Below are 25,016 nucleotides of genomic sequence, written 5' to 3' on the forward strand. Positions count from 1 at the left end.
CCTCTCGGTCTGCGGCGGAGTATGAATCAAACGGGGGGTGGGATCAATTGTTTTGACAGTCAATTCAAGCGGTGCTGAATTGACGAGGATAAAAACAACGCACTAAAATACTTCGGAAGTTAATATGAGCAGTCAATTCAAGGGATAGGATGGTGATTTCTATCAAATCTTTTTTTATGTCAGTGCTACTTTGTTTGTCTCCGATAGCGGCCTTGTCGGATACGTCTTTTTTGCAAGGCGAGGATGCGCCGGAATTCAAGGAGGCGGTTAAGGCCTGGTTGGACGGTGATGATTTGGCAGCATTGCAAAGTTTCTCTGAACAGGCGCAACAGGGGAACGCAGCGGCTCAAATATTACTATCGAGCATTGCAAGCCAGAGTAGTTTTCACGCGCATGTAACTTCTGAAATGGATCGCAAGGACCGCATTGCTCTGTTACGAAAACCCGGTGGCCTATCGGGCAAGTCATGGCTCACAGAGGCACAAAACTCTGAACCATTGGCCCTTGCTTTACTGCAAGTGGCCAAATTCGAAGATAAAGCGCCCGCTATCGCAGCGCTAGTCGAACTTGGTGAGCCAATAACAGCAATGTTTGCCGCGCAATCCATGCTTTACGATGGAAGAGGGGCTGATTTGGTTGAGGTTTTGCAAGGCCTGGATCGCAAATTGCCTGAAGAAGCTGGCATATTCTTGTACTGGGCGTCGTACCTGCAGTCACATAGTTCGGATGGTCCAAATTATGGAGGTTCGGCATCGCTGGCCTGGCTTAATACTGGAGATGATCGCTTCAAAGCGGCTGAGTTAGCTTGGGGCATATTCACTCCAAGAGAATTGATAAATGACACCGACATCAGAGAGGCAGCGGCTGAATTGAGCGCGGAGGTAGTAGCTTGGACCCCCATTCGTAACTTTTGTAGTGACTACTGTGCGGAAGAGGTTCCCGATTGCACCGTCACTGCTGCTGCGTTGCTCGCCTCACCTTATTCTCCAAGAAGCCCGCTACAGAGCTTGATCGCCAATGAAGACTATTGGTCGAGTGATCGCATTGAAGGCGACGTTGCGCGTTCAATTCTTGACATCCGGGATGTGGAGTTTGCTTCAGAGTATACGTACAATCAGTGCTTTACATCCAACATGCAGGCCCTTCAGCGAGCGCATTGGCCTTGAAACGGTATTTCGCCGCAATGCAAGTTTATCTCCTGCATCAAGTTTGGTGCTAAGTACAATCCTTGAAGCGATTTGTATGCGATTGGCAATGAAGTTGTATTGGTCGCGGCAGATCATCTTGAACCATTGACCACAGCCCATTTCCGACGCATATCCCCACTCCATGACAGACCTCGCTCATATCCGCAATTTCTCCATCGTCGCGCATATCGACCATGGCAAATCCACCCTTGCTGACCGGCTCATCCAGGAGACCGGGACAGTGCAGGATCGTGACATGAAGGAACAGCTGCTCGACAGCATGGATATCGAACGCGAGCGTGGCATCACCATCAAGGCCAACACGGTTCGCATCGACTATACCGCCGATAATGGCGAGACATATGTTCTGAACCTGATCGACACCCCCGGCCACGTGGATTTCGCCTACGAGGTCAGCCGGTCGATGCGCGCGGTCGAGGGCTCGCTGCTGGTCGTGGACAGCACCCAGGGGGTCGAGGCGCAGACGCTGGCCAATGTCTATCAGGCCATCGACGCGGATCATGAGATCGTGCCGGTCCTCAACAAGATCGACCTGCCCGCCTCCGATTGTGACCGCGTGGCCGAACAGATCGAGGACGTGATCGGCATCGACGCAAGCGACGCCATCCGGGTCAGTGCCAAGACCGGGCAGGGCATCCACGAGACGCTGGAAGCGATCGTGCACAAATTGCCCGCGCCGCAGGGCACTCTGGACGCGCCGCTCAAGGCGATGCTGGTGGATTCGTGGTACGACGCCTATCTGGGCGTCATCGTTCTGGTCCGCATCATGGACGGCACGCTGAAAAAGGGGATGCGGGTCAAGTTCATGTCGAACGGCACCTTGCACCATGTCGACCGCGTCGGCGTCTTCCGCCCGCAAATGCAGATGATCGACAGCCTCGGCCCGGGTGAGATCGGGTTTCTCACCGCCTCGATCAAGCAGGTCCGCGACACCCGCGTCGGCGACACCATCACCAATGACCGCAATGGCACCGAAGTCGCCCTGCCGGGCTTCAAACCCGCGCAGCCGGTGGTGTTCTGTGGCCTCTTCCCGGTGGACTCGGCCGAATTCGAAGACCTGCGCGACGCGATCGAGAAGCTCGCGCTGAACGACGCCTCATTCTCGTATGAGATGGAAACTTCGGCCGCGCTTGGCTTTGGCTTCCGCTGCGGCTTCCTTGGCCTGCTGCACCTCGAGGTCATCCGCGACCGGATCGAGCGTGAATACGATATCGACCTCATCACCACCGCGCCCAGCGTGATCTATCACGTCTACATGAAAGACGGCGCGATGATCGAGCTGCACAACCCCGCCGACATGCCCGACCTGTCCAAGGTCGACCACCTTGAGGAACCGCGCATCAAGGCGACCATTCTGGTGCCCGACGAATATCTGGGCGACGTGCTGAAACTCTGCCAGGACCGCCGCGGCATCCAGATGGACCTGACCTATGCGGGCCAGCGCGCCATGGTCGTCTATGACCTGCCCCTGAACGAGGTCGTCTTTGACTTCTACGACCGCCTGAAATCGGTGACCAAGGGCTACGCCAGCTTCGACTACCAGATGACCGGCTACCGTCAGGACGCGCTGGTCAAGATGTCGATCCTTGTGAATGACGAACCGGTCGATGCGCTGTCGACCATGGTTCACCGCGACCGGGCCGAGATGCGGGGCCGCGCGATGTGCGAAAAGCTCAAGGACCTGATCCCGCGCCACATGTTCAAAATCCCGATCCAGGCCGCCATCGGAGGCAAGGTCATCGCCCGCGAGACCCTGTCCGCCCTGCGCAAGGACGTGACCGCCAAATGCTACGGCGGCGACGCCACCCGGAAACGCAAACTGCTGGACAAGCAGAAGGCGGGGAAAAAGAAGATGCGCCAGTTCGGGAAAGTTGATATCCCGCAGGAGGCGTTTATTTCAGCACTTAAAATGGACAGCTAAGGCTGTCCATTTTAAGTGACGGTGGGCGAAAGCAGTTGGCGCAGCCAACCGGCGTGCCCACACGGTGGGTTGGGAGAGCGGATGGACAGCTAACGCTGTCCTTCTGAGCAGTGTCGTCGCATTAAGGTGGGTTTCTAAGTTCTCTTTCTTGGTAAAAAGTGCATCTTTACAGATGCTTAACCCTTTGAGCGTATGACATTGCACTTGAAGTTTTTGACAAGTCAGGATGTGCTGGTAATAAGTCTATTGAAAAACGTACGGCCCCTAATGCGCCTGCCGCTATTACAAGCGGTTCTAAGTTTAGTTTGGCTTGCAGTGCCGCTGCGGAAAGCAAACTTGCTATTGCCGTTCCGTCAAGAGTAAATCTTAGCTGTGCGGTATTACAGATACGTCGTCCCCAACATTCGGAGGACACACTCTCATATTCACTCAGGGCATTTTTCAGTCGATCCAGATTGTGTTTTGATTGATTAACTATTGTTTCAATCGGATCTGTAGCAACTTCCTCAAGCACTTCCCAAAAAGCCTGATACTCCTCGTTTCGTTTTTCTTTAAAATGAAAGATGTCTTCCAAAGAAGCATTTTGGGGAGCGATAGATAACCCATCAATAAAATCGCAAACCACCGTGTGCTGAGTACCTCGAAAGCAGTCAGTGAATTCAGAAGGAAGAACTACCTTGGGATTGCCTAAGTTGTCCTGTCTTGGGAATTGATTGCACATGTCGATAGCAGCATCGGATAGTGTTAAACTTGCGTCGGCGTAATGACCAAAAGCTGCAACCCTTTGGACTAAAAAATGCTGATCTGCTTCGTTTTGGAACTCTACTAATCTTCGCTCGGGGCCTGAGCCTATTCTTACAAAAGCAGGTGGATAGCGTTCTTTAATTGTGGCTATGCCATCAAAAAAAGAAAGCGCGGGGCGGAGATCAATGTGTGACCTAAATGTGCCCGTATCTTTGATCAGATGGTCCGGTTTCCCTGTGGGAATCAGTGCAAGCACTCTTTTTTGCATATTTTTTAGACACAGTATTTAAAAAAAGTATTTGTTTGGGCTCCTTCTGAATGGAAGCAGCATACAGAGATAGTATTATGGCTCTTGTGCATACCTCAACCCCCCTACCGCACCGCCGGGCCGCGTCATGCTGAAAGCATGCCTCCGGCATGACCCGCCCGTCGAACCGAAGGTTCGCCTTTGGCGAAACAAACCAAAGGTTTGCCTCCGGCAAAACGGGCGGAGCGTTTGCGCCCCTCTTCGGTTCCATCGGCCACCCGTAGGGCGGGGTTGGTTTGGCGGTTGTATCTGCGCTTGCGCCGTTGGGGCTTTGGCCGTTCGCCACCCTCGGGTCTGCGGGTCAACCGCCGAAATCACACCTCACCCGCGCGGCACCAGATGCAACCATTGCATCGGAAAACCGCGACCTTCGGACAGGATCGGCCATTTGAAATCATCCCCCAACCGGATGATCTCATCCATTTCGGACGTGTCGCGCACGCTTCCGTCCACATAGGCGACATCAAAATACCCGGCGCAGAACGCTTCGATCGCTTTCAGTTTCGCGTCGCCATCCTCCACCATCTGGGGGTGCAGTTCGATCAGAAACTCCGATCTGCGGAAATGCGTCAGAAAATCTTCGGTCAACAGGCGGAATTCGACACCCTCGATATCGATCAGAAAGAAGATGTCCGCCGGGTCGGGGGCCACGCTTGCGATATTTGCAACCGTGTCCGTCAGCGCATCCCCAAACACCGTCACACGGTCGCCCACGCCGTTATGCTCCGCTGTTTCCCGGATCACATCCCGGCCTTTTGCCGAAACCTCAAAGCACACGCTTTTTTCGAACTGCCCGGCGGCCACCAGCCCGACGCCCCAAAAGCCGTCCGCCGCGCCGATATCCACCAGCACCAGCTTGTCCGAGCTGCTCAGCACCTTCAGGTTCTGCTGCTCATACAGGCCAAAGATTTTCGTGGCCGTATCCGAATGCCCGCCCCAGAATGCGTTTTCGACAAAGCGAAACCCCTTCATCGGCCCGCACAGCACCTGTCCGCGGCTTTGTTCCAGCACGAACAGTGAAAACTCGTTGCGGAACTTGCGCACAACGCTCTTGAACTCTCGATGTTGTCGTTTTGGAAATCGCATGTTCTGTCTGGGGCTTTTCAAGTTGGATCGGACGCCCCGGATGAGGGCAGTTATTTGAAATCCCTGTTTAAGTTGTGGCGCGCGGTGTTGGAAGGAAAAACGCGATGCGCAATACCGGGCAGGGGTGGGGTTTTCTTCTTGCCCACCTTTCCCGCGCATAAACCCTTGATGAAGTTTCCTTCAGACAGGTTGCAACCGCCGCGCGCGCATCCAATCTCAGTCACAGGCCAGCACGGCCCGCACCCCAAAGAAGGGTGCCGATCATCAGATCAGAGAATTCCGTAGCCTGCGCACTGGGACTGTTTTCGACCCCGTTCCGGCCCGTCAGGTGAACCGAAGCGTTTCCGGCCCGGTCGGGTTGTTAAGGGGTATGAGCCGCCGTTGCTCACGGATTGCGGCGGAGGGGGTGTTGGTACCACCGCCGGGCCGGAACGCTTCTCAGAAACGGAACCAGCGTCTCCAGAGTGAGGAGACAGGCCGGGCGGCCAGTTCACCGCCTGCGACAGGATCCAGACCGCCCCGCGCAAGAATGCGGCGTTCCTCGGCGCGGGTCATCTGGATCTCGCGGACCTTCAGCGCGGCCTCGCGCGCGGTGACATAGCGGCCGTCCGGTCCCGGTTCCATGCCGGGGATGTTGCGCCCCTTCGACCACATCCCCCGCAGCCCCGACAGCGGGTGTTTCCATCCGATCTCCTCATCATCCTGCAACTGCCAGATCCGGTTGGCCTCGGTCATCGAGACCAGCGCGGCCAGCGGCTTGCCGTGCCGGGTCAAGATGATCACCTCACGCGGGTCCTGGGCGCGGGTGATCAGCGGTCCCAGATGGGCGCGGGCATAGGAAATGGTGCAGCGCATCGGCGAATCTCCGTCTGTACGATTCGTAAGATTGGGGGTCCGAGCGTTGTACAAATCGCACAATTTCGGCCTAACGGTCCGCACGGAGCGTTTTGCACCCGCAGCATCGCCCGGATTTCGGGGGTCAGGATTATGTCCGGATTTTTCCGCCCTCAACCCTTCGCGGGATGGGCATTTCTCAGGTTATCCACAAAATTCTCCCGCCGGATATCAACATCTTATCCCCGTCTAATTTTCATGCTGCAGTGCTATTTTCTTGTCGGATGCAGGGCGTGGTGCAACAGTCATCTCACCGCACAGGGTCTTCGGAACCGGGGCGGGACGCAAAGGCCAAGGGGGTCTGAGCAGAGAAGGGCGGATCTTAGGATTTGCGTTTAGCTGCAATGGCTTACCGGTAGGTGATCAGCCGGAAATGGGTCGTAGACCCAGGTCGGGTGGCCATCTTCTCAGACGGCCTATGCATGCCGCGATGAACCTTAGGGGACAAAGCGGCGGCTACAGTCTCTCAGGGGGCTGGGGCGACTGGATCGGAGTGCTCCTCGGGGTACGTCGACCCGGTAAGGCGTCAGGGCGTATCCGAAAGGGTACATGCAAAGACCGCGTCTGCGCACCTGACGCCTTTTCCTTTGCCGAAATTCGGTTTCATACAGGCTACCACTCACCCCTGCCGAACGGGAACGGGGCTCTTCTGCGTGCGCGAAAGAGCCCCGATTTAGTGTCAGATATGCAATGCCGCGTCTATGCACCTGTAGGGCTAGACTACTGCGTATGGGCGCACTCTTCAACCATATATTGCGTTAATGTCCGGGTTGCCCGCAAGATAAGCGCGTCTTACAGGCTTTCCTGCACGTCCGAAGCTGCGTTCTGGATTGCATCCCCGGCCTTTTCGATATCTTTGCCCGCGCCTTTGGCGGTTTCGCAGGCGGTCAGTGCAAACAGGCTCAGGCCAATCAGAATTACGCGGATCATGTGTGTCTCCTCAGTGCTCGATACGGATTCGGTAGCACCTTTCTCGACACCAAGCCAGAGCTAGCCTTTGTCCTCACCGCAGAACAGCTCGTACACCACTTCAAGCATCCGGCGCGGGCGGTCATCGGCCAACCGGTAGAAGATGGTTTTGCCCTCTCTGCGCGGTATCACAAGCCCCTCCAGACGCAGGCGGGAAAGCTGTTGCGAAACAGCGGCTTGTCTGGCGGACAACAGCTCTTCCAACTCGGTAACAGATTTCTCACCGGACACCAGGTGACACAGGATCATCAGTCGGCCTTCGTGACTGATTGCCTTGAGGAAGTTGGACGCGCGTGTCGCATTATCGACCATACGATCCAGGTCGTGTTGCGACATGTCCTGAGACAGCTGTGGAAGTGCCATCGAATGTGTTCCTTGTGAACCCGTTGACCGGGCGTAGTTTCCGTGACGTAAAGCTCGTCGCCTGCGAGCCACTTCAGTACATGTTTCGATCAATTATTGCTATATGTATGAATCAAAAAACCGTGATGAAAAAAGGGGAACCCGCAGCCGTTTTCCCCGCAGCCCCTTTAGCGGGGCGCAATCATGGATAGGGTGCTGCTGCGGGACAGCGGCAGGTGTGACAATCTTATTGACGGCGATCCACATTCATTCCGCGTTCTCACCGACACCCCCTTGCAGCCCCCCGGAGCCAACACTAAGACTCAGGTAACACTTGTTGGGATAATGTCCCGATCCACAGCAAAACAGGCAGGTTACGAATGTTCGATCCCGTAGATACCTACATGAATACGCTTGTTCCCATGGTCGTTGAACAGACCAGCCGGGGCGAGCGCGCGTATGATATTTTCTCCCGCCTGCTGAAAGAGCGGATCATCTTCATCAACGGCCCGATTCACGATGGCATGAGCCATCTGATTGTGGCGCAGCTGCTGCACCTTGAGGCGGAAAACCCCAACAAGGAAATCTCGATCTACATCAACTCGCCCGGTGGCGTGGTGACCAGCGGTTTGTCGATTTACGATACAATGCAGTATATCAAGCCGAAATGTTCCACGTTGGTGATCGGTCAGGCGGCCTCGATGGGATCGGTTCTGCTGGCCGGCGGCGAGAAAGGGATGCGCTTTTCGCTGCCCAACAGCCGGATCATGGTGCACCAGCCCAGCGGCGGATATCAGGGTCAGGCCAGCGATATCATGATCCACGCAGCCGAGACGCAAAAGCTCAAGGATCGCCTTTATGATATCTATGTGCGTCATACCGGGCAGACAAAAAAGGCGGTTGAAAAAGCGCTGGACCGTGACAATTTCATGAGCCCGGAAGAGGCCAAGGAATGGGGTCACATCGACGAGATCGTGGAAAACCGCGCAAAAATGGACGCGGATGAGGTCTGAGTTTCGGAGCCTGCACCACCAGTGCAGGAACCATTTTGAGATTGTAGCGGCCAAAGCGCTGGCCTAAGCTGCACGAACAGGCGAAACGCATCCCCGCCGGGGGTGCTGGGATGAGGCCCGAAAGGTAGATCATGGCGACGAATTCAGGCGGTGACGGGAAAAACACGCTCTACTGCAGCTTCTGCGGCAAAAGCCAGCATGAGGTGCGCAAGCTGATCGCAGGCCCGACCGTTTTCATCTGTGATGAATGTGTCGAACTTTGCATGGACATCATCCGTGAAGAGACCAAGGCCAGCGGGCTGAAATCTTCGGACGGCGTTCCGACGCCCAAGGATATCTGCGAGGTGCTGGACGATTATGTGATCGGTCAAGCCACCGCAAAACGCGTCCTGTCGGTCGCGGTCCACAACCACTACAAACGTCTGAACCACGCCCAGAAAGCGGGCAATGATATCGAACTGGCGAAATCCAATATTCTGCTGATCGGCCCCACCGGCTGTGGCAAGACATTGCTTGCGCAAACGCTGGCCCGGATACTGGATGTTCCCTTTACCATGGCCGATGCCACCACGCTGACCGAAGCCGGTTACGTGGGCGAGGATGTTGAAAACATCATTCTCAAGCTGTTGCAGGCCAGCGAATACAATGTCGAACGCGCGCAGCGCGGCATCGTCTATATCGACGAAGTCGACAAGATCACCCGCAAATCCGAGAATCCGTCGATCACGCGCGACGTGTCCGGTGAAGGTGTACAGCAAGCGCTGCTGAAACTGATGGAAGGCACCGTGGCTAGCGTTCCGCCGCAGGGCGGCCGCAAACACCCGCAGCAGGAATTCCTGCAGGTGGACACCACGAACATCCTGTTCATCTGTGGCGGCGCTTTTGCGGGTCTGGACAGGATCATTGCGCAACGCGGCAAGGGCTCGGCCATGGGTTTTGGCGCCGATGTGCGTGACAATGACGAGCGCGGCGTGGGCGAGATCTTCAAGGATCTGGAACCTGAAGATCTGCTGAAATTTGGCCTGATCCCCGAATTCGTCGGTCGTCTGCCGGTTCTGGCAACGCTGGAGGATTTGGACGAGGAAGCACTGGTCACCATCCTGACCAAGCCGAAGAACGCCCTGGTCAAGCAATACCAGCGCCTGTTCGAGTTGGAAGATGTTGAGTTGGGCTTTACCGATGACGCGCTGAAGGCGATTGCCAAGAAAGCCATCGAGCGCAAAACCGGTGCGCGCGGCCTGCGGTCAATTCTCGAGGATATCCTGCTGGACACCATGTTCGAACTGCCGGGCATGAAAAATGTCAGCGAAGTTGTGGTGAACGAAGAGGCGGTGATGTCCGACGCGCAGCCGCTGTTCATCTATGCCGATGCGGCCAAGGAATCGGCCTCGGCGGGTTGAGGCCGGTCATTTCGCGGCGGCGGGACTTCAGTTGAACAGGTTCAGGGGGCTCTGCCCCCGCTGCCCTTCGGGCATCTCCCCCGGGATATTTATAGCCAGATGAAGCTGGGGATCCGTCGCTCGTACGCGAAGGCATGCGCAATCAGGCAGCGGGAGCTTAAGCAAGTTTTCGAACAACAAAGGTGACGGGTTATGACAGTGAAGCGCATTTCTTCGGGCGGTGAGTTTGAGGCGAAAGTCGGCTATTGCCGTGCAGTGGTTGCGGGCGGCTGGGTTCATGTCGCCGGGACCGTCGGGCAGGGCGAGGGCGTGGTGGCGCAATGCCGGTCTGCGCTGGATGTCATCGGCAAGGCACTGGCTGAGGCGGGCGCGGGTTTTGAAGATGTGGTTCGGGTCACCTACATGTTGCCGGACCGCAATGAGTTCGCGCAGTGCTGGCCGGTTCTGGCCGAGACGTTTGGCGCCAATCCACCGGCTGCGACGATGATCGAATGCGGTTTGATTGATCCGAAGTACCGGATCGAGATCGAAGTGACCGCCATCCTGCCGCAGTAACACTGGAAGCCCAAGGGGCACTGGACCTTGGCGAGCCTTTGGTCCATACCTTCTCTCGACCGAAATGCCGGAGGCAGCCGATGGGAATCCTGAACAGTCTTTTACGAGCCGTGACCTGGTGGAACGGGTCAACACTGAACACGCAGCTTTATACGGCGCGCAAGGGTGTGAAAGTGGGCGAAGACAATGAAGGCAATGTGTTTTATCGCACCGCCGACGACAGCAGGCGCTGGGTGATTTTCAATGGCGAGGCCGAAGCCAGCCGGGTTGACCCCGAATGGCACGGCTGGTTGCACCGCACCTGGGACGAACCCCCGACCGACAAACCACTGCCGCACAAAGCCTGGGAAAAACCGCATCAGGAGAACCTGACAGGTACGGCGCTGGCCTATGCGCCTGCCGGGTCGCTGCGGCGGGCCAAGCCGGTTGAGCGCAGGGATTACGAGGCCTGGAGCCCGGAATAAACGAGGCGAAGATGTCGACCCATAACTGGACCGAAGTTCTTGTCGGAGGCGTCGTTTTGGCCGGTGCCATCGCGTTTGGCGTTTATGCCAGCCAATCAACCGGCCTGTCGCAAGGTGCTGCGGGCTATGAGCTGGGCGCCTCGTTCCGGTCGCTGGAAGGGGTCGGCGTTGGCACGGATGTCCGTCTTGCCGGGGTGAAAATCGGCACCGTTACCGGGGTCAAGCTGAACCCGGATACCTATCGTGCCGACACGACTTTCTCTGTTGCCGAAGGCGTGCTTGTGCCCGATGACAGCGCCATCGTGATCTCGTCCGAAGGGCTGTTGGGTGGAAACTTTGTCGAAGTTATGCCAGGCGGTTCACCCTTCTTTTTTGAACCTGGCGATGAGATTCAGGATACCCAGGGTGCGGTCAGCCTGATCTCGCTGCTGGTCAAGTTCGTAGCCGGAGATGGCAGCGAATGATGCGCGCCGCCCTGTTTGCCCTGTTGCTGGCTGCAACCGGTGCCGCCGCGCAGCAGAAAGTCAACTCTGGCCCCGGCGCCATGCTGCGGGGGCTCGACAAAGTCAGTGGCCAGACGGTTGATATCGAATTGCAGACAGGTCAAACCGAAGCTGTGTTCGGGCTGGATGTGGCGCTGGGGGATTGCCGGTATCCGGTGGATAACCCGACAGGCGATGCCTTCGCCTATCTGACCATTTGGGAAACGGGCAAAGCGGATCAGCTGTTTGACGGTTGGATGATCGCGACTTCTCCGGCGCTGAATGCGCTGGATCACGCGCGGTATGACGTTTGGGTCATCCGTTGTATCACGCCTTCTGCGGACTGAGTGATCGGCGCAGCAAAATAGGCGCTCTGGTTCAGGGCTTCTTCCAGTTCTTTCTTGTAAGCCCCACGCGGGATTTCGATCGCCCCAAGGGATGCCAGATGCGCGGTCAGGAACTGCGTGTCAAACAGGTGAAAGCCGGTTTGCCGCAACCGGTCCACAAGATAGGCGAGCGCGATTTTCGAGGCATCCGTGCGGCGCGAAAACATGCTTTCGCCAAAGAACGCGGCCCCCAGCGTCACGCCATAAACGCCGCCCACCAGCGCCGCTCCGTCCCAGACTTCCAGTGAATGCGCATGACCCGATTGGTGCAGCTGGCGATAAAGGGCGTGCAGTTCCGCGTTGATCCAGGTGTCGGACCGGTCAGCGCACCCATCAACAACGCCGGAGAAATCCCGATTGATTGAAATCTCGAACCCGCAGTTCCGGATGCGGCGCGCAAGGCTGCGCGAAATGTGGAACCCGTCCAGCGGAAATATCCCGCGAAACTTGGGATCAACCCAGAACAGTTCAGGATCGTCGCGGTGTTCGGCCATCGGGAAAATACCGATGGAATACCCGTGCAGCAGCAGTTCTGGGGTCAGGCTCATGCCGTTGATAGGGCGACCAGAGGGCGCGGGCCCTCTGGCACTTGGCCCTTATTTTTCCATGTTCTCCGCAAGCCAGCGCTCCAGCCAGTGGATGTTGTACTCGCCGCTGTGCAGATCGGGCTCCTGCAACAGGGCGTGGAACAGGGGCACGGTGGTGTCGATACCGTCGACGATCAACTCTCCCAGCGCGCGTTGAAGACGCGCCAGCGCCTCGGCCCGGTCGCGGCCCTGCACGATCAGCTTGCCAATCAGCGAGTCGTAATAGGGCGGGATCGAATAGCCGTCATAAAGCGCCGAATCCATCCGCACGCCCAGACCGCCCGGCGCGTGATAGGCCGTGATCTTGCCGGGGCAGGGCGAAAAATTCGGTAGCTTTTCTGCGTTGATCCGAACCTCGATGGCGTGACCGTTGATCTTCAGATCGTCCTGACCGAATGACATCGGTTCACCCGCTGCGACCAAAATTTGCTCGCGCACCAGATCGACGCCGAAAATTCCTTCGGTGACAGGGTGTTCCACCTGCAGGCGGGTGTTCATTTCGATGAAATAGAACTCGCCCTTTTCATACAGGAACTCGATGGTGCCTGCGCCGATATAGTTGATCTTGGCCACCGCGTCGGCGCAGATCTTGCCGATCCGGGCGCGCTCTTCGGCGGTAATGCAGGGGCCGGGGGCCTCTTCAAAGACCTTCTGGTGACGGCGCTGCAACGAACAATCGCGCTCGCCCAGATGCACCGCATTGCCCTTGCCGTCGCCAAAGACCTGAATCTCGATATGGCGCGGCGTGGTCAGATATTTCTCGATATAGACCTCGTCATTGCCAAAGGCGGCCTTGCCTTCGGCGCGTGCGGTCATGAAGGCGCTTTCCATCTCGTTCGCGTTCATCGCGACTTTCATGCCGCGCCCACCGCCGCCAGCCGTGGCCTTGATGATGACGGGATAGCCGAATTCCTCACCGATGCGCTTGGCGTCGGCCAGCGTGGGAACGCCACCGTCCGAACCGGGAACGCAAGGCACACCCAGCGCCTTCATCGTGTCCTTGGCGGTGATCTTGTCGCCCATGACGCGGATATGTTCCGCGGTGGGGCCGATGAACGTGATGCCATGATCTTCGACGATCTGCACGAACTCGGCGTTTTCGGACAAAAAGCCATAGCCGGGATGGATCGCCTGCGCGCCGGTGATCTCACAGGCCGAAATGATCGCGGGCACCGACAGATAGCTTTGCGGGCTGGGCGGGGGGCCGATGCAGACCGATTCGTCCGCCATGCGCACATGCATCGCGTCGCTGTCGGCGGTGGAGTGGACGGCAACCGTTTTTATCCCCATCTCGCGCGCGGCGCGGATGACGCGCAGGGCGATCTCGCCTCGGTTGGCAATCAGGATCTTGTCGAACATGGGCCCGCCTTACTCGATGATGACCAGAGGAGTGCCGAACTCAACAGCGTCGCCATCGCCCACCAGCACGCGCTTGACGGTGCCCGATTTGGGGGCGTGGATGTGGTTCATGGTCTTCATCGCTTCGACGATCAGCAGCGTGTCGCCTTCAGACACTGTCGCGCCGACGGAAATGAACGCGGGCGCGCCGGGTTCCGGCTGCATATAGACCGTGCCCACCATGGGCGAGGTGACAGCGCCCGGATGGCTGGCCGGATCTTCGGCAGCAGCAGGGGCCGCCGCGGGGGCCGCAGCCGGTGCCGCAGCAGGGGCGGGCGCTGCCGCAGGAACAGCCATCTGAACCGGAGCGGCCACGGTCTGTGTCATACGGCTGACGCGCACGTTCAGGCTGTCTTCTTCGCCATATTCGCGTTTGACCTGCAACTCGGTCAGATCGTTTTCGCGCAGCAACTCGGCCAGAGCCTTGATGAATGCCACATCCGCTTCGTGTTTGGTGTCTGTCATGAGTATCCTCGACGGTTCCCCTTTGGCCCGTCTGTTTCTTGCGGGCTCTGATCAAATTACGCAGGGTTATAGGCTAAGCGGCGGTGCATGAAAAGCGCCGACTCGCACCATCTGGCATGCGTTTCACGCGTAATTTAAGGGGTCGAACGCGTCACAGGGGCATCCCCGATAATTTGGCGACCAGTTCAGACAGCTTTCGTGCGCCGAATTTTTCAAGCAAACGGGCGCGGTAAGCCTCGATTGTGCGGTAACTCAGGCCCAGCTCTGCTCCGATTTCCTTGGCCGACAGGCCGCGGCAGGACAGGATGGCCACTTCGCGTTCACGGATGGTCAGCTCAACCAGCGGTCGTTCCTCGGATATGTCGGAAAAGCTCCAGATACCGTGGCGGAACGGGTCGTCGGGCGTCAGCGACCGGCCCCGGGCGCGGCACCAGAACAGATCCCCGCTACGGCGGCGCATGACGCGCTCATCCGTGTAATATCCGGTGCCGCGCATCACTTGCAGGCTGCGTTCGCCGATCCTCTCCCAATCGGCGACCGAAGGGTAAAGGTGCAACAGCGGCATGTTGCGATAGTCGTTTTCTTCTCCGCCAAAGGTGCGGGCAAATTGCAGGTTACAGCGCCGGATGATCCTGTTTTCCAGCTCAACAAGCCCGATCGGCGCATATTCAAAGGCGGGGTCGCTCATGCGTGTATGGTGCCGGGAAAGCGCGCGGAAATGAAGGGGGATGCGGTGTCTTGCGCCAGATTGACGCCCGAAACGGATGCTTTGGTTTGCGTCAGATTGTGAAAGTTGTAAATGCCAGCTGAAAAGAAATGATTAACCTATAGAAACAGATACTATAATCAGAAAACGATCGTGAAATTCGACGGGTCTGAATTCAGGGAAAGTAAACATGCGCGACACGTTGACAGGCAGCCGCATTCGCGAAAGACGGCAAATTGCCGGGCTGCGGCAGGCGGAACTGGCGCGGCAGGCCGGAATATCGGCGTCTTATCTGAACCTGATCGAACACAATCGCCGCAGGATCGGGGGCAAATTGCTGGTCGATATCGCGGCGGCGCTGGGCGTTGAACCTTCGGTTCTGACACAGGGGATCGAGGCAACTCTGGTTTCCGCCCTGCGCGAGGCGGCCGAGGATGCGGTCGGACAGAAAGCCGAGGTTGACGGGCTCGAGGAATTCGCCGGGCGTTTTCCCGGCTGGGCCGGTGTTCTGGCGCAAATGCATCGCCGTGTCGTGTCTTTGGAGCGGAACGTCGAAACCCTGTCCGACCGCCTTACGCACGACCCGCAACTGGCCGCGTCGATGCACGAGGTTCTGTCAACCGCCGCCGCGATACGCTCGACCGCCGCGATCCTTGCGGATACCCAAGATATCGAGGCCGAATGGCGCGAGCGTTTTCACAAGAACCTGCATCAGGATGCCGAACGGCTGGCGGGCAGCTCCAAGGCACTGGTGACCTTCCTCGACGAAAGCGACTCGGCGGTTGATCCACGTGCCGTTCCCCTGGAAGAGGTCGAAGCCTTCTTTGAAGCCCGCGCCTACACGATTTCCGAACTGGAAGACGGTGGCGATGTGGATGCGGTTGACCTGAGCGGGCTCAATACCTCGGCGGCGCGCACCGTTGCGCGCGAAGTTCTCAGAATCTATCGCTCAGACGCGCAGGCCCTGCCACCGGATGCTGTCAAAGCGGTTGTTCAGAAGGGTGAACCGGACCCAATTGAATTGGCGCAGCGGCTGTCTGTCGACATTGCGACTGTCCTCCGGCGGCTGGCTTTTCTGCCGGATGGCATCCTGTCACAACCGGTTGGCATGGTGCTGTGCGACGCGTCCGGAAGCATCCTGTTTCTCAAGCCGATTCAGGGGTTTACTTTGCCTCGACACGGGGATGTCTGCCCGCTCTGGCCGCTGTTCACGGCCCTCAGTCGTCCGCTTGTGCCGGTGCGCAAGCAGGTCGTCCTGACCGGCAGGTCCTCGGCCGTGTTCGAATGCGTCGCTTATGCCTGGCCGCATGCGGTGTCGGGATACGATCAGGACCCGGCCTATCGCTCGGTCATGGTGGTGCGCCCGGTCAGGGACCCGTCAGACGAGGTGCCGGTCACTCAGGTCGGGCCAAATTGCCGTGTCTGCCCAAACCGCGATTGCAAAGCCCGGCGCGAGCCGTCGATTTTGAGCGAAGGTTTTTGACACGTTCATGACAGACCGCTTAATCTGGCGGGAACCGGTCTCGGGATGGAAGACCGGTTATGGGAGGGACTGAACATATGAGCCGAAAGGTTCTGCTGATTGAGGACGAACCGAACATCGCCGAGGCTATCCGGTTCCTGCTGTCGCGCGAGGGATGGCAGGTCGAAACGCATGGCGACGGAACGGATGCGGTTCAGGTGATCCAGGGGGCGCAGCCCGATCTGGTCATTCTGGATGTCATGCTGCCGGGCAAGAACGGCATGGATATCCTGCGGGAACTCAGAAAAATGGAGGAACTGGCAGGCTTGCCGGTTCTGATGCTGACCGCACGGGGTCAGTCGCGCGACCGGGAAATGGCCGAAAACGCAGGCGTCAGCCGCTTCATGACCAAACCGTTTTCCAATGCCGAAGTTCTGACAGCGGTGCGTGATCTTCACGCGCAGGCGACGCGCATATGATGTCCGGCGAGGGCAACAAGACCAAACCACCGGGCGCACGCCCCTCGCTTTTTCTGGAACGTCAAAGCTATCGCCGTCACAGGTTGACGGATGCCGCCCGGATTTTGCCCTTTCTGGGTGCGGCGCTGCTGGCCCTTCCGTTGCTGTGGCCGGACCCGTCCGGCGGGGATGCGGCGGTGCCCTTGTCCTCGGCGATGTATTACATATTCCTCTGCTGGGGCGCGCTGATCCTGGCCGGGTTTGTCTTTGGGCTGGCCGCCCGCCGCATGGCCGCGCGCGAGGGATCGGACACGGGCGCTGAGTGATGGCCACCATAAACGTTCTGATTCTGGTTTGCCTTGCCTATGTCGTTTTCCTGTTCGCAGTGGCCTTCGCCGCGGATCGCATGGCTGCGGCCGGGCGCGGCAAATGGTTGCGTTCACCCGTGATCTACACGCTGTCCCTGTCGATCTATTGCACCGCCTGGACATTTTATGGCGCGGTGGGCAACGCCGCGCGGTCGGGGCTGGAATTTGTCACCATCTACCTCGGTCCGACGCTGGTGATGGTCGGCTGGTGGTGGGGGCTGCGCAAGCTGGTGCGCGTCGGGCGCAGCCAGCGGGTCACCTCGATCGCCGACCTGCTGTCGTCCCGGTATGGCAAGTCGAATACGCTGGCGGTCTGCGTGACCATTCTGGCGGTGCTCGGCGGCACGCCCTATATCGCTCTGCAACTGCAATCGATTACCCTGTCATTCTCGATCTTTGCCGAGGCTGACCCGTCAGGCCTCTATCGCGAAGGGTCCAGCGTGTTCTGGGTCGCGGCTGGACTGGCCGTGTTTGCCATCCTGTTCGGCACCCGCAATCTGGACGTGAACGAACGTCATCACGGTGTGGTCACGGCCATCGCAGTCGAGGCCGTTGTCAAACTGTTTGCTCTGATCGCCGTGGGCGTTTTCGTGGTGTGGGGGATCGCGGGCGGCATTGGCCCGATGATGGACCGGATCGATGCCTCGGAAATCGGCCAGTGGAACGTCGATGCCGGGCGTTGGACGACGTTCATCTTTCTGTCGGCCGCCGCCTTTATCTGCCTGCCCCGGATGTTTCAGGTGATGGTGGTGGAAAACGATGACGAAGGCCATCTCAGAACCGCTGCCTGGGCTTTCCCGCTCTACCTGCTGTTCATGAGCCTGTTTGTCGTGCCCATAGCCGTGGTCGGTCTGGACCTGCTGCCTCAGGGCGCCAACCCCGATCTGTTCGTGCTGACCGTGCCGCTGTCCCAAGGCAATGACTGGCTGGCAATGCTGTCCTTCATCGGCGGGTTTTCCTCGGCAACCTCGATGGTCATCGTCAGTGCGATGGCCCTGTCGACAATGGTGTCGAACCATGTGGTCATGCCCATCTGGCTGAACACGCAGGAAGGCACCGGCTCGGTGTCGGGCGATGTGCGCAACATTGTCCTGATGGCACGCCGAGTTTCCATTGCCGCCATCATCGCGCTGGGCTTTTTCTACTACCGGCTGTCCGGGGGCGGTGCCGCGCTGGCCTCGATCGGGTTGATCGCCTTTGCCGGTATCTCGCAGATCCTGCCAGCGCTGGTCGGGGGGCTGTTCTGGCGCAGGGCAACCCGGACCGGGGCGCTGGTCGGGCTGACCGTTGGCTTTGTGCTGTGGATATACACCCTGCTGCTGCCGGGAATGGGCGGCGCGTGGATGCCCGAAACCGTGCTGCAAAACGGCTTGTTCGGCCTTGGCTGGCTGCGCCCTCATGCCCTGTTCGGGATCGAGGGGATCGATCCGATGGTGCATACGGTGATGTGGTCCTTGTCCCTGAACACGCTTGCTTTCTGCGTCGCGTCCCTGCTCAGCTTTCCTAGCCCGTTGGAGCGGTTGCAGGGGGCGCAGTTCGTCAACGTCTTTGATCACTCGGTCGCGCCGCGCGGGTGGTCCGGGTCGGTGGCGCAAAGCGAAGACCTGATGATCATGACGCAGCGCATTCTGGGCACCGGCCCCACGCAGGAATTCTTTCAGGCCGAGGCGCAAAAACAGGGTGGCCGTTCGCACCTGCCGGAACCGACGCCGGGCTTTCTCAACCGTCTGGAACGCGAGCTCAGCGGCTCGGTCGGCGCGGCCATGGCCCATGCGATGATCGGCCAGATCGTGGGCGGATCGTCGGTCTCGGTCGAGGATCTGCTGGCCGTGGCAGACGAATCCGCGCAGCTGCTGGAATATTCCGGCCAGCTCGAGGAAAAGTCCTCCGAACTCAGCCGAACCGCACGCCAGCTGCGCGAAGCCAACGCGAAGCTCACCCAGATTTCCGAACAGAAGGACAGCTTCCTGAGTCAGGTCAGTCATGAATTGCGCACGCCGATGACCTCGATCCGGGCGTTTTCGGAAATCATGCGCGACACCGATGGCCTCAGCCGCCAGGAGCAGACCCGCTATGCCGCGATCATTCATGACGAAGCCTTGCGCCTGACCCGGCTGCTCGATGATCTGCTGGATCTGAGCGTGCTTGAAAACGGGCAGGTCAGCCTTAATCTCAGCGATGACAGCCTGCGCTCGGTTCTGGACCGCGCCGTGCCCAGCGCTCTGGCCGGGGCGGACCGAAAGATCACCGTCCGCCGGACCCGCGCGGCCGAACGTATCTTTCTGCATACGGATCTGGATCGGTTGGGACAGGTGTTCATCAACCTGATCTCGAACGCGCAGAAATACTGCGATGCGGACGATCCGGTGCTGGTCATCTCTGCCCATGATGTCGGTGGGCGGGTCATCGTCGACTTCATCGACAATGGCAGCGGCATCCCACCGGGTGCGCGCTCGATGGTGTTTGAAAAATTTGCCCGCGTGGGTGGTGACAAGGCTGGCGGAGCGGGGCTTGGTCTGGCCATCTGCCGCGAAATCATGCAGCGGCTGGGGGGTGAGATTACCTATCTGCCGGGGCAAGGCGGCGCGGCCTTCCGGATCAGCCTGCCACAGGCCTATCAGCAGGCGGCGCAGTGACGCGGCCATAAAGAACTTGGTAACGCCCGCGGGTGTAAACCGGTTGCCAGGTGCTGGAACAATTGGTGATCGGGCGTCATGTCACAAGATGTCAATGCCGCGTTGGCGCGCAAACTGTCCGTCGGGAAAAAGGATCTGGGGGATCGCCCACGCTCGGTTCTGCGGGCGCTGCGCCTTGGGTTCGCACGGGCGGCGGGCGACCGGCTGAACCTGCCGCTGGCGGTTATCGGGGCAAAGCAATCCAACCAGTCGCAGGAGGTGCCGGGGGACGCGGCGGGGCAGGATTGGCTGCTGCTGGTGTTTGACGGCCCCGAAGGTCGCGCCGCGGCCTGTCTCAACCCGAATGTGGTCTCGGCCATTGTTCAGGCCCAGACCATTGGTCAGGTCCTGTCCGGTGACCCCGGCGCACGCACGTTCACGGATACGGACGCCGCCATCGTGGCTCCCTTGATCGAAGCCGCGTTGACCGGTTCCGCCGCTTTGTTCGACGCCTCAAGCGATCAGATTTGCCTTGCAGGGCTGGAATTTACCTCGCGCGCCAAGGATTTGCGCACCCTGTCACTGGCGATGACGGAAGAGGCGTACCGCATTTTCGAACTGACCGTCGATCTGGCGAACGGAGAGCAGCAGGGTCGCATCTCGGTCTTTCTGCCGGAACTTCCTGCCGTCCCGGACGTGGCCGAAGATGCCGGGGAAAAGGCTGACCTGCGTATGGATCAGTGTTCAGGCGTGATGCGGGCGGAACTGACCGCCGCGCTGTGCCGCATGTCGCTGCCGCTGTCCGACCTGTCCGGAATGCGGATCGGGGACATTCTGCCGTTGCGCGGGGCGCGTCTGGACCGGACCGAGGTTCTGACGATTGACCGGACACGCGCCGGTATCGGTCGCCTTGGGCAATGCGGTGGTCTCCGGGCCGTGCGGCTGAATGAAGCCGCTGCATTGCCGGCCCTGACCGGCGCTGACGCGCAGGACTTCATCGCCAGCAAAAGTGGAACACCACCGCAAGATCACCCGGTTGAACCGGCTGTGCATGATGCGCACGCCCAGACCGTCCCGGCCGGGGTGTCAGATCTGACAGATAGCGATCTGATCGTGAACGATTCAGAACGGATGGTCGCTGAAATCACGCAGCTCGCGGGGCTGGCGCCCCCGGAGTCCGCCAGCTAGGTTAAGGGGCACCTAGCCGCCATTGCCGCGGATCTGGTCCAGCATGGGGCGCAGATTGTCCAGCTGATACCCGGCTTTGCCAGTCGCACTCAGGATTTCGTCCGTGCTCATGTGGTCGCACTGGCCCAGGGCCCAGACAACCGAACACCGCGTGCCCGAGGCGCAATAGGCCAGAACAGGACCTCTGCCGTTTTCCGCCATGTCGCGCTGCCGCTTCACGTTCTCAGGTGTCATCGTCTGGTGGGTCAGCTCCAGCACCTCATATTCCATACCGGCGGCCCGCACCGCTTCGCCGATCGCATCGGATTGCATGGCCGGGGGAACTTCGGCATTGGGCCGGTTGCAGATCACCTTGGCAAAGCCAGCCTCGGCGATGGCCGGAACATCCTCGACCGTGATCTGCGGCGAGACAGCATAGCGGGGGGTAATCTGACGAATCTCCATGCCAATTCCTTAGGCCGCGTTTGCCGCCCTGTCCAGCTGCGCGCCCAGCGGTGGTGCCACGAACATCCCAGCCGCCATTGCAACCAGAAAGACCAGCCCGCCCAGCCCGCCATAGCTCAGCGAGGCCATTGCCGGTCCGGGGCACAGCCCGGCCAATCCCCAGCCCATCCCGAACAGAACCGAACCCACGATCAGCCTGCGATCAACCTCGGGCTTGGCAGGGGGTGGAAAGGCTCCGCCGGTCAGGGCGTTTTGGCGACCTGTAGTCATCCGCCATGCCACAAGCATCGGCAGAATGGCACCGGCCATCACAAAGGCCAGCGTCGGGTCCCAGTTGCCAAACACATCCAGCCAGCCTTGAACTTTTGTGGTGTCTGTCATGCCCGAAATCAGCAACCCGGCGCCGAACAGTGACCCGGCAATCAACGCAATGATAAGACGCATCAGATCACTCCCATCACATGACGCAGCAGCACAAGGGTGACGCCCCCGGCAAGGATATAGAAAACGGTGGCCACGATGCCGCGCAGCGAGAACCGAGAGATCCCGCACACCCCGTGCCCCGAGGTACAGCCATTGGCAATCCGTGTACCGATACCGACCAGCAGACCGGCCAGAATGACAACGCCCAGATTGCTGGTAAGATGCGTCTGGGCCTCGGGCGCGATCAACGGGTGCAGAAGAACGGGCATTCCGACAAGCCCCGCAATAAAGGCCAGCTTTTCAGCCATGCTCCCCTTGGCGCTGCCGTCGACAAGGCCGCCCAGAATGCCGCTTGCGCCCATGATCCGGCCATTGCCCAGCAAGTAGACCGCCCCGGCCAGACCGATCACCAGACCGCCGCACAGCCCCCAGATCCACTCAATATTCATGTGGGAATTCCCTTTGTGATTTGTTGTGCCCGCGTCACAGCTTGTTGACCGGCAGTTTCAGGAAAACATCGCCCTGTTCATCCGCCGGGGGCATCTGACCGGCCCGCATGTTGACCTGCAAAGACGGCAGGATCAGGCGCGGCATGGCCAGCGTGGCGTCCCGCGCGTCGCGCATTTCCACGAAGTCTTCGATGCTGCGCCCCTGTCCGATATGGACGTTCAGCGCCTTCTGCTCACCCACCGTCGTCTCCCACGCGTATTCGTCGCGGCCCGGAGCCTTGTAATCATGCCCGACATAGATGCGGGTATTGTCCGGCAGCGACAGTATCTTCTGGATCGACTGGAACAGCGTGGCCGACGATCCTCCGGGAAAATCGCAGCGCGCCGTGCCGAAATCGGGCATGAACAGCGTGTCACCCACAAATGCGGCATCGCCAATCACGTAGGTCATGCAGGCCGGTGTATGGCCGGGGGTGTGCAGCACGTCGCCCCGCATCTGGCCGATGTGAAAGCTGTCGCCTTCCTTGAACAGAGCGTCAAACTGGCTGCCATCGCGCTGAAACTCGGTTCCTTCGTTGAAAACCTTGCCAAACGTGTCCTGCACGGTAACGATCTGGTCGCCAATCCCGATCTTGCCGCCCAGCTCCTGTTGCAGATAGGGGGCCGCCGACAGGTGGTCGGCATGGACATGGCTTTCCAGAATCCACTCGACCTTAAGGTCCTGCGCGCGCACAAAATCGATGATCTTGTCCGCCGAGGTTGTCGACGTCCGCCCCGAGGCATGGTCGAAATCCAGTACGCTGTCGATGATGGCACAGGCCCGTCCCTGAGGTTCATGAACCACGTAGGAAACCGTAAAGGTCTGCTCGTCAAAAAACGCTTTCACTTTCGGTGTCATGATCTTCTCCGTTTCGGTCTCGCATATCATATATGTGAATTGGAATGTGATGCAATATCGAACCTGAATTTGATGCCGGTCAAAGCAACCGCTGTAATTCTGGCTTAATCTTTAACCTATCCGCGTCAGATTGCCGAAACTTCGACCATGGCAGGCAATTTCCCGCACAAGGCTACGATATTATCTGCGGGTCGTAATCCCGTTACGTATATTGGGGATACTGGCGCCACTTGGGAGGATAGTTATGACACCGACTGGTCTTTATTCCGAAGCCGAGCAGCTTGAACGTAAGCTTGTGAACGCGGGTCTGGAAACGCGTTTGGCGCTTCAGCCGAGTGTGAGTAAGATTGTTGACCGGATGCGGCAGCAGGGGATGGAGGTGCCTTCGCGCCTGCGTCGTCTGGATGCGGCCTTGTGCGAAGATGCGATTGAAGCGCAGTTTGATAACTTGCCGGTGTGAACCGGATGGTCATCCAAGGGAAATCCCGAGGATGACCAGCATCAATCCAAGCACCGACAGAAACAGCGAGGCCAGGTTCCAGGGCAAGACCCCCTGAACCACCGCGCGCAGCTCGTCATCCGACAGACCGGCCTTGCGCGCCCGCATCACGCGAAGAATGCACCAGACCAGACCGGCAAGCCCGGCCACAGACAGGGCTGCACCGCCCCAGGTGATGAATTCAAACATGGTTCCCCGCATATCCTCGTGACCTGATCACGCGCTTAACGGATCGGTTGGGGTCATACAAGTGCGCCAGCCCATTGGGTGCTTGCGACCCGGGCGGCAGCACTGTATCCGGCATTCCACACCAGGGTTTCAGCCTCTGGGACAGGCGTGTTTCGAAGGTGCCCCCGATGATCGGGCCACCGCCGTTCACCGCCAGCGGCAGGCTGACCTCTTCTGGTTGCAGGTCCATAACCGGGAACAAAAAAGATGAGCATGTCTGAAGAAGCAGAAGCAAATTACAAGGTCACCGCGGGCGAGCTGCGCCAGTTTGTGGAACGTATCGAGCGCCTGGAGATGGAAAAGAAAGACATCGCCGACCAGATCAAAGAGGTCTACGCCGAAAGCAAGTCGCGCGGCTATGACGTAAAGGCCCTGCGCAGCATCATTTCCCTCAGAAAAAGGGACAAGGATGACATCGCCGAGCAAGAGGCCGTCATCGAAATGTACAAAGAAGCGCTGGGCATGACCTAAGCCCGACCGCCACGAAACGATCTATGGCTCTGGAATGGGTTCAATGCCCTGAAAGAGCCACTGGCCGGGGGGATGCAACGGGCGCGCAGCAGCTCCCCTTGCCAAGCGCATGGTACTACCACGCACAGCGCTCGACGCCTCCGGGCTGTATCGAACCGCCCATAAACCAAACGTGCACCACAAAAGTCTCTGACACGCCAATAGCCAAAGACGCCGGAACACCCAAACCCTTCCGGATAAAAGCGCGCTTTTTCGCAGGAATATGAAGGATGGTGCTGCTGGAGAGAATTGAACTCTCGACCTCTCCCTTACCAAGGGAGTGCTCTACCTCTGAGCTACAGCAGCGCTGTGGGCGGGTGATTAGACTCAAACGAAACGCGGCGCAAGGGTGTCTGGACGGTTTTTTTCGCCTCCTGTAGAGAAAGATCATGACGGATAAAAATTCACCCAAAAAACAAGGTAAACCCGGCGATGCGCGCGAGGCGCGGCTGAAGGCGGCGCTCAAGGCCAACATGGCGCGTCGCAAGGCGCAGGCCAAGGCGCGCGCGGCCGCGGGGGACAAGCCTGACAAGGACGAGGGATAAGA

At 58.9% G+C, this 25,016-nt stretch carries 31 protein-coding genes and 1 tRNA gene; 16 read left to right on the plus strand and 16 right to left on the minus strand.

Annotated elements, in window-relative coordinates:
• The first annotated feature begins 149 nt into the window (after nt 1–149).
• Together ACR0ES_RS11315 and lepA are read left to right on the plus strand one after the other, a co-directional pair.
• Nucleotides 150–1,166 (plus strand): hypothetical protein, encoded by a 1,017-nt coding sequence (locus ACR0ES_RS11315; RefSeq protein ID WP_480555988.1) that lies wholly within the window; start codon nt 150–152, stop codon nt 1,164–1,166.
• Between the two features lie 163 nt (nt 1,167–1,329).
• Nucleotides 1,330–3,129: a translation elongation factor 4 gene (gene lepA, locus ACR0ES_RS11320; protein ID WP_480870702.1), complete on the plus strand. Its 1,800-nt coding sequence runs from the start codon at nt 1,330–1,332 to the stop codon at nt 3,127–3,129.
• Between the two features lie 166 nt (nt 3,130–3,295).
• Here the strand turns inward: lepA and ACR0ES_RS11325 are convergent, their stop codons facing one another.
• The 5 genes from ACR0ES_RS11325 to ACR0ES_RS11345 form a co-directional block, all read right to left on the minus strand.
• Nucleotides 3,296–4,129: a hypothetical protein gene (locus ACR0ES_RS11325; protein ID WP_480870704.1), complete on the minus strand. Its 834-nt coding sequence runs from the start codon at nt 4,127–4,129 to the stop codon at nt 3,296–3,298.
• A gap of 372 nt (nt 4,130–4,501) precedes the next feature.
• A complete protein-coding gene (locus ACR0ES_RS11330) occupies nt 4,502–5,266 on the minus strand; it encodes a hypothetical protein (RefSeq protein WP_480870706.1) in 765 nt (254 codons plus the stop codon).
• 438 nt (nt 5,267–5,704) lie between these two features.
• Nucleotides 5,705–6,121 (minus strand): type II toxin-antitoxin system Phd/YefM family antitoxin, encoded by a 417-nt coding sequence (locus ACR0ES_RS11335; protein WP_209598129.1) that lies wholly within the window; start codon nt 6,119–6,121, stop codon nt 5,705–5,707.
• Nucleotides 6,122–6,952: 831 nt separating this feature from the next.
• Nucleotides 6,953–7,090, minus strand: a complete 138-nt coding sequence (locus ACR0ES_RS11340) for an entericidin A/B family lipoprotein (RefSeq protein WP_209505735.1) — start codon at nt 7,088–7,090, stop codon at nt 6,953–6,955.
• A gap of 60 nt (nt 7,091–7,150) precedes the next feature.
• Nucleotides 7,151–7,492, minus strand: coding sequence for an ArsR/SmtB family transcription factor (locus tag ACR0ES_RS11345; protein WP_480473625.1), 342 nt, complete (start codon nt 7,490–7,492; stop codon nt 7,151–7,153).
• Nucleotides 7,493–7,851: 359 nt separating this feature from the next.
• Here ACR0ES_RS11345 and ACR0ES_RS11350 point away from each other — a divergent pair, with 359 nt between their 5' ends.
• The 6 genes from ACR0ES_RS11350 to ACR0ES_RS11375 all read left to right on the plus strand — a co-directional run bounded on the left by ACR0ES_RS11350 (nt 7,852) and on the right by ACR0ES_RS11375 (nt 11,732).
• Entirely contained in the window at nt 7,852–8,484 is a 633-nt protein-coding gene (locus ACR0ES_RS11350; RefSeq protein ID WP_480484514.1) for an ATP-dependent Clp protease proteolytic subunit, read from the plus strand.
• Nucleotides 8,485–8,615: 131 nt separating this feature from the next.
• Nucleotides 8,616–9,884 (plus strand): ATP-dependent Clp protease ATP-binding subunit ClpX, encoded by a 1,269-nt coding sequence (clpX, locus tag ACR0ES_RS11355; RefSeq protein ID WP_209505741.1) that lies wholly within the window; start codon nt 8,616–8,618, stop codon nt 9,882–9,884.
• 192 nt (nt 9,885–10,076) lie between these two features.
• The gene (locus ACR0ES_RS11360) at nt 10,077–10,439 is read left to right on the plus strand and encodes a RidA family protein (protein WP_480773892.1); all 363 of its coding nucleotides are present in this window, start codon (nt 10,077–10,079) and stop codon (nt 10,437–10,439) included.
• Nucleotides 10,440–10,519: 80 nt separating this feature from the next.
• Nucleotides 10,520–10,903, plus strand: coding sequence for an NADH:ubiquinone oxidoreductase subunit NDUFA12 (locus ACR0ES_RS11365; protein WP_267364687.1), 384 nt, complete (start codon nt 10,520–10,522; stop codon nt 10,901–10,903).
• An 11-nt stretch (nt 10,904–10,914) separates the two neighbouring features.
• Complete coding sequence (mlaD, locus tag ACR0ES_RS11370; protein ID WP_267364689.1) at nt 10,915–11,367, plus strand: outer membrane lipid asymmetry maintenance protein MlaD; 453 nt, start codon at nt 10,915–10,917, stop codon at nt 11,365–11,367.
• The gene (locus ACR0ES_RS11375; RefSeq protein ID WP_480546371.1) at nt 11,364–11,732 is read left to right on the plus strand and encodes a DUF2155 domain-containing protein; all 369 of its coding nucleotides are present in this window, start codon (nt 11,364–11,366) and stop codon (nt 11,730–11,732) included. Before mlaD ends, ACR0ES_RS11375 begins: the two co-directional genes overlap by 4 nt.
• Here the strand turns inward: ACR0ES_RS11375 and aat are convergent.
• From aat to ACR0ES_RS11395, 4 genes are all read right to left on the minus strand, one after another.
• Entirely contained in the window at nt 11,678–12,319 is a 642-nt protein-coding gene (gene aat / locus ACR0ES_RS11380; protein WP_480870708.1) for a leucyl/phenylalanyl-tRNA--protein transferase, read from the minus strand. The two genes, ACR0ES_RS11375 and aat, sit on opposite strands and share 55 nt — an antisense overlap.
• Nucleotides 12,320–12,367: 48 nt before the next feature.
• A complete protein-coding gene (accC, locus tag ACR0ES_RS11385; protein ID WP_480488403.1) occupies nt 12,368–13,717 on the minus strand; it encodes an acetyl-CoA carboxylase biotin carboxylase subunit in 1,350 nt (449 codons plus the stop codon).
• 9 nt (nt 13,718–13,726) lie between these two features.
• Complete coding sequence (gene accB / locus ACR0ES_RS11390; RefSeq protein WP_267364694.1) at nt 13,727–14,221, minus strand: acetyl-CoA carboxylase biotin carboxyl carrier protein; 495 nt, start codon at nt 14,219–14,221, stop codon at nt 13,727–13,729.
• 151 nt (nt 14,222–14,372) lie between these two features.
• Nucleotides 14,373–14,909, minus strand: coding sequence for a LuxR C-terminal-related transcriptional regulator (locus ACR0ES_RS11395; RefSeq protein WP_209505755.1), 537 nt, complete (start codon nt 14,907–14,909; stop codon nt 14,373–14,375).
• 208 nt (nt 14,910–15,117) lie between these two features.
• Here ACR0ES_RS11395 and ACR0ES_RS11400 point away from each other — a divergent pair, with 208 nt between their 5' ends.
• The 5 genes from ACR0ES_RS11400 to ACR0ES_RS11420 all read left to right on the plus strand — a co-directional run bounded on the left by ACR0ES_RS11400 (nt 15,118) and on the right by ACR0ES_RS11420 (nt 21,018).
• Complete coding sequence (locus tag ACR0ES_RS11400; protein ID WP_480773889.1) at nt 15,118–16,410, plus strand: helix-turn-helix domain-containing protein; 1,293 nt, start codon at nt 15,118–15,120, stop codon at nt 16,408–16,410.
• Between the two features lie 77 nt (nt 16,411–16,487).
• On the plus strand, nt 16,488–16,868 hold the full coding sequence (locus ACR0ES_RS11405) for a response regulator transcription factor (RefSeq protein ID WP_480473617.1): 381 nt from the start codon (nt 16,488–16,490) through the stop codon (nt 16,866–16,868).
• Nucleotides 16,865–17,173: a hypothetical protein gene (locus ACR0ES_RS11410; protein WP_480495074.1), complete on the plus strand. Its 309-nt coding sequence runs from the start codon at nt 16,865–16,867 to the stop codon at nt 17,171–17,173. The genes ACR0ES_RS11405 and ACR0ES_RS11410 overlap by 4 nt, the downstream gene beginning before the upstream one ends.
• Nucleotides 17,173–19,851, plus strand: a complete 2,679-nt coding sequence (locus ACR0ES_RS11415) for an ATP-binding protein (RefSeq protein ID WP_480539504.1) — start codon at nt 17,173–17,175, stop codon at nt 19,849–19,851. The genes ACR0ES_RS11410 and ACR0ES_RS11415 overlap by 1 nt, the downstream gene beginning before the upstream one ends.
• A 78-nt stretch (nt 19,852–19,929) precedes the next feature.
• Complete coding sequence (locus tag ACR0ES_RS11420; protein ID WP_480870710.1) at nt 19,930–21,018, plus strand: FliM/FliN family flagellar motor C-terminal domain-containing protein; 1,089 nt, start codon at nt 19,930–19,932, stop codon at nt 21,016–21,018.
• A gap of 12 nt (nt 21,019–21,030) precedes the next feature.
• Here ACR0ES_RS11420 and ACR0ES_RS11425 read toward each other — a convergent pair whose 3' ends face one another.
• The 4 genes from ACR0ES_RS11425 to ACR0ES_RS11440 are packed head-to-tail and all read right to left on the minus strand — an operon-like array spanning nt 21,031 to nt 23,232.
• The gene (locus ACR0ES_RS11425) at nt 21,031–21,462 is read right to left on the minus strand and encodes a protein tyrosine phosphatase family protein (RefSeq protein ID WP_480555621.1); all 432 of its coding nucleotides are present in this window, start codon (nt 21,460–21,462) and stop codon (nt 21,031–21,033) included.
• 9 nt (nt 21,463–21,471) lie between these two features.
• Nucleotides 21,472–21,906 (minus strand): DUF6691 family protein, encoded by a 435-nt coding sequence (locus ACR0ES_RS11430; protein WP_480518974.1) that lies wholly within the window; start codon nt 21,904–21,906, stop codon nt 21,472–21,474.
• A complete protein-coding gene (locus tag ACR0ES_RS11435) occupies nt 21,906–22,334 on the minus strand; it encodes a YeeE/YedE family protein (protein ID WP_209505772.1) in 429 nt (142 codons plus the stop codon). The genes ACR0ES_RS11430 and ACR0ES_RS11435 overlap by 1 nt, the downstream gene beginning before the upstream one ends.
• Nucleotides 22,335–22,368: 34 nt before the next feature.
• The gene (locus ACR0ES_RS11440; protein WP_209505774.1) at nt 22,369–23,232 is read right to left on the minus strand and encodes an MBL fold metallo-hydrolase; all 864 of its coding nucleotides are present in this window, start codon (nt 23,230–23,232) and stop codon (nt 22,369–22,371) included.
• A 244-nt stretch (nt 23,233–23,476) separates the two neighbouring features.
• Between ACR0ES_RS11440 and ACR0ES_RS11445 the strand changes: the two genes are divergently transcribed.
• The gene (locus ACR0ES_RS11445) at nt 23,477–23,692 is read left to right on the plus strand and encodes a hypothetical protein (RefSeq protein ID WP_209505776.1); all 216 of its coding nucleotides are present in this window, start codon (nt 23,477–23,479) and stop codon (nt 23,690–23,692) included.
• Nucleotides 23,693–23,701: 9 nt separating this feature from the next.
• On the opposite strand, the gene ACR0ES_RS11450 is transcribed toward ACR0ES_RS11445, so the two are convergent.
• Nucleotides 23,702–23,920, minus strand: a complete 219-nt coding sequence (locus ACR0ES_RS11450; RefSeq protein ID WP_209505778.1) for a hypothetical protein — start codon at nt 23,918–23,920, stop codon at nt 23,702–23,704.
• Nucleotides 23,913–24,149 (minus strand): hypothetical protein, encoded by a 237-nt coding sequence (locus ACR0ES_RS11455; protein WP_480546361.1) that lies wholly within the window; start codon nt 24,147–24,149, stop codon nt 23,913–23,915. The genes ACR0ES_RS11450 and ACR0ES_RS11455 overlap by 8 nt, the downstream gene beginning before the upstream one ends.
• 17 nt (nt 24,150–24,166) lie before the next feature.
• On the opposite strand from ACR0ES_RS11455, the gene ACR0ES_RS11460 reads away from it, so the two are divergent.
• A complete protein-coding gene (locus ACR0ES_RS11460; RefSeq protein WP_209505782.1) occupies nt 24,167–24,430 on the plus strand; it encodes a DUF2312 domain-containing protein in 264 nt (87 codons plus the stop codon).
• A gap of 270 nt (nt 24,431–24,700) precedes the next feature.
• Here ACR0ES_RS11460 and ACR0ES_RS11465 read toward each other — a convergent pair.
• Nucleotides 24,701–24,775 (minus strand) — tRNA-Thr (locus ACR0ES_RS11465).
• Nucleotides 24,776–24,858: 83 nt separating this feature from the next.
• Between ACR0ES_RS11465 and ACR0ES_RS11470 the strand changes: the two genes are divergently transcribed.
• Complete coding sequence (locus tag ACR0ES_RS11470; RefSeq protein ID WP_209505784.1) at nt 24,859–25,014, plus strand: hypothetical protein; 156 nt, start codon at nt 24,859–24,861, stop codon at nt 25,012–25,014.
• Nucleotides 25,015–25,016: the final 2 nt, after the last annotated feature.

This window comes from Ruegeria sp. N7 (assembly GCF_056531345.1).

What these genes read in the sequence shown, in the direction of transcription:
- ACR0ES_RS11315 (WP_480555988.1), top strand. Translation starts at nt 150, where the DNA reads ATGGTGATTTCTATCAAATCTTTTTTTATGTCAGTGCTACTTTGTTTG.
- lepA (WP_480870702.1), top strand. Translation starts at nt 1,330, where the DNA reads ATGACAGACCTCGCTCATATCCGCAATTTCTCCATCGTCGCGCATATC.
- ACR0ES_RS11330 (WP_480870706.1), bottom strand. Translation starts at nt 5,266, where the DNA reads ATGCGATTTCCAAAACGACAACATCGAGAGTTCAAGAGCGTTGTGCGC.
- ACR0ES_RS11335 (WP_209598129.1), bottom strand. Translation starts at nt 6,121, where the DNA reads ATGCGCTGCACCATTTCCTATGCCCGCGCCCATCTGGGACCGCTGATC.
- ACR0ES_RS11340 (WP_209505735.1), bottom strand. Translation starts at nt 7,090, where the DNA reads ATGATCCGCGTAATTCTGATTGGCCTGAGCCTGTTTGCACTGACCGCC.
- ACR0ES_RS11345 (WP_480473625.1), bottom strand. Translation starts at nt 7,492, where the DNA reads ATGGCACTTCCACAGCTGTCTCAGGACATGTCGCAACACGACCTGGAT.
- ACR0ES_RS11350 (WP_480484514.1), top strand. Translation starts at nt 7,852, where the DNA reads ATGTTCGATCCCGTAGATACCTACATGAATACGCTTGTTCCCATGGTC.
- clpX (WP_209505741.1), top strand. Translation starts at nt 8,616, where the DNA reads ATGGCGACGAATTCAGGCGGTGACGGGAAAAACACGCTCTACTGCAGC.
- ACR0ES_RS11360 (WP_480773892.1), top strand. Translation starts at nt 10,077, where the DNA reads ATGACAGTGAAGCGCATTTCTTCGGGCGGTGAGTTTGAGGCGAAAGTC.
- ACR0ES_RS11365 (WP_267364687.1), top strand. Translation starts at nt 10,520, where the DNA reads ATGGGAATCCTGAACAGTCTTTTACGAGCCGTGACCTGGTGGAACGGG.
- mlaD (WP_267364689.1), top strand. Translation starts at nt 10,915, where the DNA reads ATGTCGACCCATAACTGGACCGAAGTTCTTGTCGGAGGCGTCGTTTTG.
- ACR0ES_RS11375 (WP_480546371.1), top strand. Translation starts at nt 11,364, where the DNA reads ATGATGCGCGCCGCCCTGTTTGCCCTGTTGCTGGCTGCAACCGGTGCC.
- aat (WP_480870708.1), bottom strand. Translation starts at nt 12,319, where the DNA reads ATGAGCCTGACCCCAGAACTGCTGCTGCACGGGTATTCCATCGGTATT.
- accC (WP_480488403.1), bottom strand. Translation starts at nt 13,717, where the DNA reads ATGTTCGACAAGATCCTGATTGCCAACCGAGGCGAGATCGCCCTGCGC.
- accB (WP_267364694.1), bottom strand. Translation starts at nt 14,221, where the DNA reads ATGACAGACACCAAACACGAAGCGGATGTGGCATTCATCAAGGCTCTG.
- ACR0ES_RS11395 (WP_209505755.1), bottom strand. Translation starts at nt 14,909, where the DNA reads ATGAGCGACCCCGCCTTTGAATATGCGCCGATCGGGCTTGTTGAGCTG.
- ACR0ES_RS11400 (WP_480773889.1), top strand. Translation starts at nt 15,118, where the DNA reads ATGCGCGACACGTTGACAGGCAGCCGCATTCGCGAAAGACGGCAAATT.
- ACR0ES_RS11405 (WP_480473617.1), top strand. Translation starts at nt 16,488, where the DNA reads ATGAGCCGAAAGGTTCTGCTGATTGAGGACGAACCGAACATCGCCGAG.
- ACR0ES_RS11410 (WP_480495074.1), top strand. Translation starts at nt 16,865, where the DNA reads ATGATGTCCGGCGAGGGCAACAAGACCAAACCACCGGGCGCACGCCCC.
- ACR0ES_RS11415 (WP_480539504.1), top strand. Translation starts at nt 17,173, where the DNA reads ATGGCCACCATAAACGTTCTGATTCTGGTTTGCCTTGCCTATGTCGTT.
- ACR0ES_RS11420 (WP_480870710.1), top strand. Translation starts at nt 19,930, where the DNA reads ATGTCACAAGATGTCAATGCCGCGTTGGCGCGCAAACTGTCCGTCGGG.
- ACR0ES_RS11425 (WP_480555621.1), bottom strand. Translation starts at nt 21,462, where the DNA reads ATGGAGATTCGTCAGATTACCCCCCGCTATGCTGTCTCGCCGCAGATC.
- ACR0ES_RS11430 (WP_480518974.1), bottom strand. Translation starts at nt 21,906, where the DNA reads ATGCGTCTTATCATTGCGTTGATTGCCGGGTCACTGTTCGGCGCCGGG.
- ACR0ES_RS11435 (WP_209505772.1), bottom strand. Translation starts at nt 22,334, where the DNA reads ATGAATATTGAGTGGATCTGGGGGCTGTGCGGCGGTCTGGTGATCGGT.
- ACR0ES_RS11440 (WP_209505774.1), bottom strand. Translation starts at nt 23,232, where the DNA reads ATGACACCGAAAGTGAAAGCGTTTTTTGACGAGCAGACCTTTACGGTT.
- ACR0ES_RS11445 (WP_209505776.1), top strand. Translation starts at nt 23,477, where the DNA reads ATGACACCGACTGGTCTTTATTCCGAAGCCGAGCAGCTTGAACGTAAG.
- ACR0ES_RS11450 (WP_209505778.1), bottom strand. Translation starts at nt 23,920, where the DNA reads ATGTTTGAATTCATCACCTGGGGCGGTGCAGCCCTGTCTGTGGCCGGG.
- ACR0ES_RS11455 (WP_480546361.1), bottom strand. Translation starts at nt 24,149, where the DNA reads ATGGACCTGCAACCAGAAGAGGTCAGCCTGCCGCTGGCGGTGAACGGC.
- ACR0ES_RS11460 (WP_209505782.1), top strand. Translation starts at nt 24,167, where the DNA reads ATGAGCATGTCTGAAGAAGCAGAAGCAAATTACAAGGTCACCGCGGGC.
- ACR0ES_RS11470 (WP_209505784.1), top strand. Translation starts at nt 24,859, where the DNA reads ATGACGGATAAAAATTCACCCAAAAAACAAGGTAAACCCGGCGATGCG.